This is a genomic window from Sulfuricurvum sp. (assembly GCF_028710345.1).
Classification (GTDB): domain Bacteria; phylum Campylobacterota; class Campylobacteria; order Campylobacterales; family Sulfurimonadaceae; genus Sulfuricurvum.
The window spans coordinates 20,354-28,101 of the sequence record NZ_JAQTUH010000016.1; the positions used below are offsets into that span (position 1 = coordinate 20,354).

The following is a 7,748-nucleotide window of genomic DNA, read 5'->3' on the forward strand; positions in this document are numbered from 1 at the left end:
AATGAAAGCTTTTGTTTTAACTCGATATGGGAAAAAAGTTGCACCAATAGCAATGGAAATGCCTGATCCGAAAATGTTCGAAAATGATGTTCTTATCGAAGTGCATGCTACGGGAGTGAATCCTTTAGATTCCAAAATTAGAGATGGAGAATTTAAACTGCTCTTACCCTACAAACCACCTTTCATCTTAGGTCATGAGTTGGCGGGGAGAGTTGTGAAAGTTGGAGGAAACGTAAAAAATATCAAAGTCGGTGATGAAGTTTATGCAAGACCGACAGATCATCGAATCGGAACATTCGCCGAATTTATTGCTGTAGATGAAAAAGATGTAGCCTTAAAACCAAAATCATTGACGATGGAAGAAGCGGCCTCCATTCCTCTGGTGGGGCTGACAGCGTGGCAGGTCTTAATCGAAAAAGCGAAACTAAAAAAAGGAGAAAAAGTTTTCATTCAAGCGGGTTCAGGCGGTGTCGGAACATTTGCTATTCAATTAGCAAAAAGCATGGGGGCTACCGTTGCTACTACTACAAGCGCAGCTAATATGGAGGTAGTAAAGAGTCTCGGTGCAGATGTGGTGATTGATTACAAGAAGGAGGATTTTGAAACTATCTTAAAAGATTATGATGTAGTTATAAATTCTCAAGACACAAAAACCCTCTACAAATCATTAGGTATTCTTAGAAAAGGGGGACGACTTATTTCAATATCAGGTCCACCGGATACTCGCTTTGCAGATGATCTTGGAGCACCATGGTTACTAAAAATGGTTATGTTTTGCTTGAGCTACGGTGTTCGAAAAAAGGCGAAAAAACTTAATGTTGAGTATTCATTTCATTTTATGAAATCAGACGGCAAAGCATTGAGCGAAATTTCAACTCTTATCGATTCGTCAATCATTCGTCCTGTTGTGGATAAAGTCTTTTCTTTTGACGAGGCAAACGATGCTTTGACCTACGTTCAAAGAGGGCATGCCAAAGGTAAAGTTGTTATAAAAGTCAAATAATAAAAGGAAAACAAATGCAAATGGTTAATAATACTATTCTGATCACAGGCGGGGCAAGCGGTATCGGTTATGAATTAGCACGACAACTTTGTGAAAAAAATACAGTCATTATTACAGGGCGTAATAGTGAAAAACTAGAAAAAGCAAAAAAAGAGTTGAAAAACATTCATATCTTTAAAAGCGATGTTGCCGATCCTCAGGAGATAATGGCCCTATATGAGATGGTTTCAAAATCATTTCCACATCTTAATATCCTGATTAACAATGCGGGTATTTCGAAAAAAATCAATATGCATGATGAAAACGATTTCACCCATCTGACCCAAGAGATCAACACCAATCTAAGCGGTGTTATTTATATGTGTAACCAGTTTTTGCCCCTTTTAAAGCGACAAAAAACTGCTGCTATCGTTAATGTCAGCTCTGCGTTGGCATTTGTTCCATTGTCCATCACACCTGTATATTCTGCTACCAAGGCAGCGTTGCATTCATTTACACGGTCACTCCGTATTCAGCTAAAACACAGCCATGTAAAAGTTATCGAATTGATGCCCTCTGTTACAGAAACCCCTTTATTGGATGAATTTGAACAAAAAGAGCTAGATAAAATGGTAGTCATGTCTGCATCGCAACTTGCTCAAATAGCTATCAAAAAAATGGGTAGAGGTACCCTAGAGATCAGACCTGGACAGAGTAATGCGCTTAAGATGATGAGTCGTATTGCTCCAAATTTTGCCCTTAATATGCTCAATAAATAAAGGATATATCATGTTTAAAAAAGTAGTTCTTTTTCTAGTCTTTCTACTGAGTGTAAATTCAGCCTTTGCTGATACAAACAATTCTCCTGTCGGTACTTGGCTTACGATTGATGATAATACGCACAAGCCAACTGCATTGATACAAATCATGCAAAGTAATGACGGTGCTTTAATCGGAAAAGCACTCAAAGGGCTTCGTCCCACTGATACTTCTGAGCGCCGCTGTACAGAATGCAGTGATGAACGCAAAAATCAGAAAATTCAGGGGATGACCATTATGAAAAATATGAAACCTGACGGTGATGGATGGGATGGAGGTAAGATTCTTGATCCGGATATTGGCAAGGAATACAGTTGTAAAATGCATCTCGAAGATGGAGGACGAAAACTCGTTGTACGAGGTTATATCGGTTTCTCATTAATCGGACGTACGCAGGTCTGGACGCGTCAAAACAATAATAACGAATAAAAGTGGGCAAAAGCCCCTTTCATTTACGACGCAAATCCTACAACGTAATAGGTTGGTTTTCCATCCACTTTTTGAAGCTGAACTTTGTATTTGTCTGCAAAATGGTTGATTTTTTCCATTGCGTCACTTGAACTGATCTCACTTGTCGCATCAATCTTGATTTTAAAATAGTCGTTACTGTTCGACATCGCCACATACGATTCATCTGTTTTCAATGCTTCGTGCAAATCCAAGACATGTTTTATGATTTTTTCATACCCTTCTGTATTTTCTTCAATACGGCTGAGTTGGAGGCTTAATGCCTCATTAGGGATATATCCCAATTGGTTAAGAATCGCTTCGTGTGTCATTGTCTAAATTCCTTTGTAAAATAAAGGGGTTATTCTATCATAGAAGTATTTATTGACTATAATATCTCTATGAAATCACTCTTAATTCGTCTAACACATGGTCTATTTACCCAAGATATTGCCCCAGAGGAGCAAGAAAGCATCCAACAATGGTATGGATTGAAAATTCTCACCTTTGAAGAGGGGAAATACCAATTCGCTTCCCAATATCGTGCAGGCATTATTGCCAGCGTCCAAACAACAGGTGCATATCTGCAGACCATCGGAGAGAGTGTACGGGATCATTTTATCGACACCGCATATCTAAACGGTGCACACGCAGGGGATATGGTTATCGCTCAACGCCTTTTGGGGCGACGTGGGGGACCCAGTGCCAAAGTGATTATCGTTGTCGGACGGAGCGAAACATTTAGCGTAGGGATTATCACCTCTAAAAATGGCCTACCCACCCTCCAAGATATCCGCACCTCACAAACCATCCCCATCTCTTTGAGTGATTTGCCCAATACCACCGAGGGTTCTCTCTACCAAATCAATAATCAAAATTTGCAAACCCACTATCTAGGGGATTTGAGTGACCCCAAAGTGGATGAAAAAATCGTCCTCGCCCTCTACAACAAACACGATGCTTTTGAAGAGGATGTTTTAGAAATAGCCGCATCTTTCCCCAAAGAGGTCGATGCCTCACTTTATCCAAACCGTCGCGATTTACGTCATCTCCCCTTTTGTACCATCGATCCGCTCACCGCAAAAGATTACGATGATGCTATCTGCTTTATTCCCGAAACCTCCACCCTCTACGTTGCCATCGCCGATGTGAGCGAATACGTCCATCCCTTCGGTGCACTCGATGCTGAGGCAATTTACCGCAGTTTTTCAATCTATCTTCCCCACCGCTCTATCCCGATGCTCCCACGTCAACTGAGCGAAACACTCTGTTCTCTTCAACCGCTAGTAGACCGTCTTGCCTACACGTTTGAGATGATAATAGACCCCCAAACGTTGGAAGTAACCGATACGAAACTCTACGAATCACTCATCCATTCCCACCGCCGTTTTACCTACGAAGAGATTGATCTCTTTTTAGAGGGAAATTTAACCGCTACCACCGAAAAAGAGTCTCGTGTTCTTGAATATATTCCGAAACTCAATACATTAACGGGAAGATTAAAAGAGCAACGGATGATAAAAGGGTTTGATTTCCGCTCCAGTGAACTCGAAATGCGCCTCGATGATGCAGGCAATATTTTCTCTACCGAATTTGCACTCGAAACCCCATCACACGCTCTCATCGAGGATTGTATGCTCCTCGCCAACAAAGCCGCCGCCTCGATGTATGAGCGCGGAGTTTTCCGTATCCACGAAGCCCCAAGCGCTATGAAGCTCCAAAGCCTCACCACCGAATTAGCCAGTATCGGTATTTTTGTCGAATTTCAAGCCTCTCTCAAAGAGACCATCACCGCTATCCAAGCTGAAGCCGAAAAACGGGGACTTGTTAGTGAAGTCGATACCCTCATCATCCGAGCCCAAATGCAAGCACGCTACGCTCCTTACAATACCGGACATTTCGGATTAGGGTTTGAGCGTTACACCCATTTTACCTCTCCCATCCGTCGATACAGCGATTTAATCGTTCATCGACTCCTCAAAGCAATTAGCGCAGGAGACAGTGAAGAGGGCTCGTACGTATTACGCAACATCGAGTCTCTTTGTACCTCCATCAGTGAAAAAGAGCGTGAAGCGAGCGACATCGAAATCCGATTCCAAGAGCGTAAATTTGCCCGTTGGGCAGCTACGGTTATCGCTCAAGAGTTCCAAGCCCGCATCATCCAAACCGAAGACCAAATCCGCGCCGAAATCCACGATGTGATTACAGGAGCCAAAGTCAATGTCACCTCCCATTTTGGGTTGATGCTGTTTGATGATATCGTCGTTAAAATTGAAACTGTTGATTTGGCAATGGCGAAAATCACCGCATCGTTTGTACGCAAAATCGACAATGAATCAGGAATTTCTCTATGACTCGACAAGACTTAGACCGCCATCTCCAAAACAACAACGCTCCACGTGCCATGGCACTCTTCGGTGAGAGCCATTTTTTTATTGACCGATACGCTTCCGCACTGGCTCGTATTGAAGGTGCTTCGGTGCTTAGTATGTATCATGACGAATACGATTTTAACACCGCAAAAGCCCACCTTTCCCAAGGCTCACTTTTCGGTGATCAAAACCTTCTTATCGTCAAACACGAAAAAAAGCTCCCGAAAGCCGAACTCGATACCCTCGTAGAACTTGTCGGAAAAAACAGTGACAACACCTTTATCTATTGCTACTACGGCGAGGATGTCAAAGGAGCCGATACCGCGTTCAAAGGTTCGCATACAGGCTCAGTCCGCTTTTATCACCCATATGCTGCCGAAACACGCACTATTTTGCTCCAAGAGGCTCAAAAACTACAAGTTCAACTCGATAACCAAGCGGCATTTCACCTCCTCGATCTCCACAATAATAATCTCTCTTTAGCGTGTAATGAACTCTCAAAACTTGCCATCTTAAATAAACCGATTACTTTTCGTGACGTTGAAGAACACGTTTATGGATTGAGCGAACTCAAACTGGATGCTTTTATCTCCCAAGTAATCGAGAAAAAAGAGTTTCTTCCCTCACTGCACCACCTCCTCGAATCGGGAGAAAATGAGATTCAACTACTCACAGCACTTAGCGGATTTTTAACACAACTTTACCTCTTTAACGTCTCGATAAAACTGCACGGCATCGCTGACTCAGCCCTTGTTTTAGGATATAAACTTCCTGGTTTTATCGAAAAAGAGCGAGCATCTCTTTCCATAAAAATCACCGCTGATGGGTATAAAAAAGGGCTTAATCTCCTCCTCGATACCGAACTAAAAATGAAATCCACGGGAAGCCCAGATCAAGAATCGTTGCTATTATCAGCACTACTAAAATTACAAAATATACTATAGCCAAAACTTAAATTAAGTAAAATTTCAGTATAATCCGCGCGTTCCTTGCTCTTTGCAACACGACTGTCGTGCTGTATAACAACCATAAGGGGCGAACACCATAAGGAGACATACGCTATGAGACATTACGAAAACCTAGTAATCGTAAAACCTACTCTTACAGAAGAAGAGATTAAAAACACCATCACACTCGTTGAAGAAGTGATCACTGCAAACGGCGGTGAGATCGTTGCTCGCGACGCAATGGGAATGAAAAAATTGGCTTACCCGATCGAGAAAAATGCTCGTGGTTATTTTTACGTTATGTATTACAAATCTGCACCTGCTGCGATTTCTGAAATTGAGCGTCGTTTCCGTATCAACGAGGAAATTTTGCGTTTCGTAACAATGAAATACGATTCAAAACGTGAAATTGCTGCTTGGAACGGTATGGTTGAAAAAACCAAAAAACCTGCTCCAACCGCTGCTGTTGCTGAGAAAAAAGAAGAAGTAGCTTCTTAATCCATTACAAGGAAACCCTATGTATAACAAAGTCATTTTGGTTGGAAACTTAACTCGCGATATTGAACTTCGATATGCGCAGAGCGGATCAGCAATCGCGAAAACCGCTATTGCAACCAGTCGTAAATTCACGTTGAACGGTGAGAAAAAAGAAGAGACATGTTTTGTCGATATCACTTTTTTCGGACGTTCAGGAGAAGTTGCCAACCAATACCTTCGTAAAGGCTCTAAAATCCTTGTCGAAGGACGATTGCAGTTTGAACAATGGGTAGACCAAGCCAGTGGACAAAAACGCTCGAAACACTCCGTTATCGTTGAAACCATGCAAATGCTTGATTCACGTGGCGAAGCTTCTAGCGGTGGCTACAATGATGGTACTGAGAGTAATTATGACAGTGGCTACGAAGCACCTGCTCAAAAAGCCTATTCAGCTCCATCGTATTCAAAACCGGCAGCAGTAAAAATGCCTGAAAACAATCTCCCTGAGATTGATATTAACGAAGACGAAATTCCGTTTTAGAAAAAGCACAAGGATAGAACCATGTCAGAAAAAAGAAAATTTAAAAAACGTTTTTGCAAATATTGCGAACAAAAAGTAGATTTCATTGACTACAAAGATGTAGCTTCATTGAAATATTCACTCTCTGAGCGTTTCAAAATCATGCCACGTCGTTTAACAGGTAACTGTAAACGTCACCAAGATATGGTTACGATCGCTATCAAACAATCACGCGCAGCAGCGTTGATTCCATACACTGTATCACGTAAAGTGATTGCAGGTGCTTCATTCGACGATAACCGCTACTAGGCCACTATCACTTCAGTATCAGCTCTTGCTGATACAAAGCTCCACATTCATTCCATTTTCAGCTTATCTATCATCTATCTAATGCTAACTTGAGACTTTATATGTTGAAGCGTTTTAGGTCCAATTCCTTTAACATTAACCAGTTCATCTACGCTCTTAAAACCACCATGAGCTTTACGATATTTCAAAATCTCACCAGCCTTAGTCGGTCCTATTCCATTCAGTGTTTGTAACTGCGCAGAATTAGCACTATTCACGTTTACCACCGCAAAAAGAGAAGAAAATATAAACATTACCAAGAAAATAATTTTAACCATAATAAACCTTTTGTATTAGTTCATAGTATTTTATCTTCTTGGGTTTAAAGTGTCAAGTTGAAATAATATAAATCGTCTAGAATTATCATGGTATATATGACATTCCATGTAGTAAATGTGTACAGAACATCTTATTTTGTAGCTTAGTCGTGTATTGCAGATTGTTGATGTTCAAAACAAGCTCAACAATAGACCGAGAAAAATATTGGGATATAAAACACCTTCAGAAGTGTTCTTTGATACAATTACGAAATCTTATTCTGTAGCTTAACTGTGTGTTGCACTTACTATTTGAATGGGCGAGATTAATTGATGAGTTACGATTAATAAAATAGCGTATCTAAGAGGCTTTAATTTTAGGATTTGATGTTGATTTATGACTTAATGTAAAAGAAGGGGTTGTGATTGTAAAAAGAATGGATTGATATTGTAAGGAGAAATTCTAAGGCCAGGCGGCGACCTACGTTTCCACACCTGAAAGATGCAGTATTATGAGCGAAGAGGGTCTTAGCTTCCGGGTTCGGAATGGGACCGGGCGTTTCCCCCTCTCTATAGCCA

At 41.2% G+C, this 7,748-nt stretch carries 10 protein-coding genes and 1 rRNA gene; 8 read left to right on the forward strand and 3 right to left on the reverse strand.

What is annotated here, in order from left to right; translation table 11 throughout:
* The first annotated feature begins 1 nt into the window (after position 1).
* From PHC76_RS13415 to PHC76_RS13425, 3 genes are read left to right on the forward strand one after another with little or no spacing between them, the layout of a single operon-like run.
* Positions 2–1,003: an NADP-dependent oxidoreductase gene (locus tag PHC76_RS13415; protein WP_299974970.1), complete on the forward strand. Its 1,002-nt coding sequence runs from the start codon at positions 2–4 to the stop codon at positions 1,001–1,003.
* Positions 1,004–1,017: 14 nt separating this feature from the next.
* The gene (locus PHC76_RS13420) at positions 1,018–1,761 is read left to right on the forward strand and encodes an SDR family NAD(P)-dependent oxidoreductase (RefSeq protein WP_299974967.1); all 744 of its coding nucleotides are present in this window, start codon (positions 1,018–1,020) and stop codon (positions 1,759–1,761) included.
* Positions 1,762–1,771: 10 nt separating this feature from the next.
* A complete protein-coding gene (locus PHC76_RS13425) occupies positions 1,772–2,230 on the forward strand; it encodes a DUF2147 domain-containing protein (RefSeq protein WP_299974965.1) in 459 nt (152 codons plus the stop codon).
* A gap of 23 nt (positions 2,231–2,253) precedes the next feature.
* On the opposite strand, the gene PHC76_RS13430 is transcribed toward PHC76_RS13425, so the two are convergent.
* Positions 2,254–2,580: a hypothetical protein gene (locus tag PHC76_RS13430; protein WP_299974962.1), complete on the reverse strand. Its 327-nt coding sequence runs from the start codon at positions 2,578–2,580 to the stop codon at positions 2,254–2,256.
* Between the two features lie 69 nt (positions 2,581–2,649).
* Here PHC76_RS13430 and PHC76_RS13435 point away from each other — a divergent pair, with 69 nt between their 5' ends.
* From PHC76_RS13435 to rpsR, 5 genes are all read left to right on the forward strand, one after another.
* Complete coding sequence (locus PHC76_RS13435) at positions 2,650–4,602, forward strand: ribonuclease R family protein (protein WP_299974959.1); 1,953 nt, start codon at positions 2,650–2,652, stop codon at positions 4,600–4,602.
* Positions 4,599–5,564, forward strand: a complete 966-nt coding sequence (gene holA / locus PHC76_RS13440; protein WP_300210472.1) for a DNA polymerase III subunit delta — start codon at positions 4,599–4,601, stop codon at positions 5,562–5,564. Before PHC76_RS13435 ends, holA begins: the two co-directional genes overlap by 4 nt.
* A gap of 117 nt (positions 5,565–5,681) precedes the next feature.
* A complete protein-coding gene (gene rpsF, locus PHC76_RS13445; RefSeq protein ID WP_300210474.1) occupies positions 5,682–6,065 on the forward strand; it encodes a 30S ribosomal protein S6 in 384 nt (127 codons plus the stop codon).
* A gap of 19 nt (positions 6,066–6,084) precedes the next feature.
* On the forward strand, positions 6,085–6,585 hold the full coding sequence (locus PHC76_RS13450; protein WP_300210476.1) for a single-stranded DNA-binding protein: 501 nt from the start codon (positions 6,085–6,087) through the stop codon (positions 6,583–6,585).
* A 21-nt stretch (positions 6,586–6,606) separates the two neighbouring features.
* Positions 6,607–6,873: a 30S ribosomal protein S18 gene (rpsR, locus tag PHC76_RS13455; RefSeq protein ID WP_300210478.1), complete on the forward strand. Its 267-nt coding sequence runs from the start codon at positions 6,607–6,609 to the stop codon at positions 6,871–6,873.
* A gap of 74 nt (positions 6,874–6,947) precedes the next feature.
* Here the strand turns inward: rpsR and PHC76_RS13460 are convergent, their stop codons facing one another.
* Entirely contained in the window at positions 6,948–7,190 is a 243-nt protein-coding gene (locus PHC76_RS13460) for a helix-hairpin-helix domain-containing protein (protein WP_300210480.1), read from the reverse strand.
* Positions 7,191–7,637: 447 nt separating this feature from the next.
* Positions 7,638–7,748: ribosomal RNA gene (rrf, locus tag PHC76_RS13465) — 5S ribosomal RNA — on the reverse strand; the annotation flags it as partial.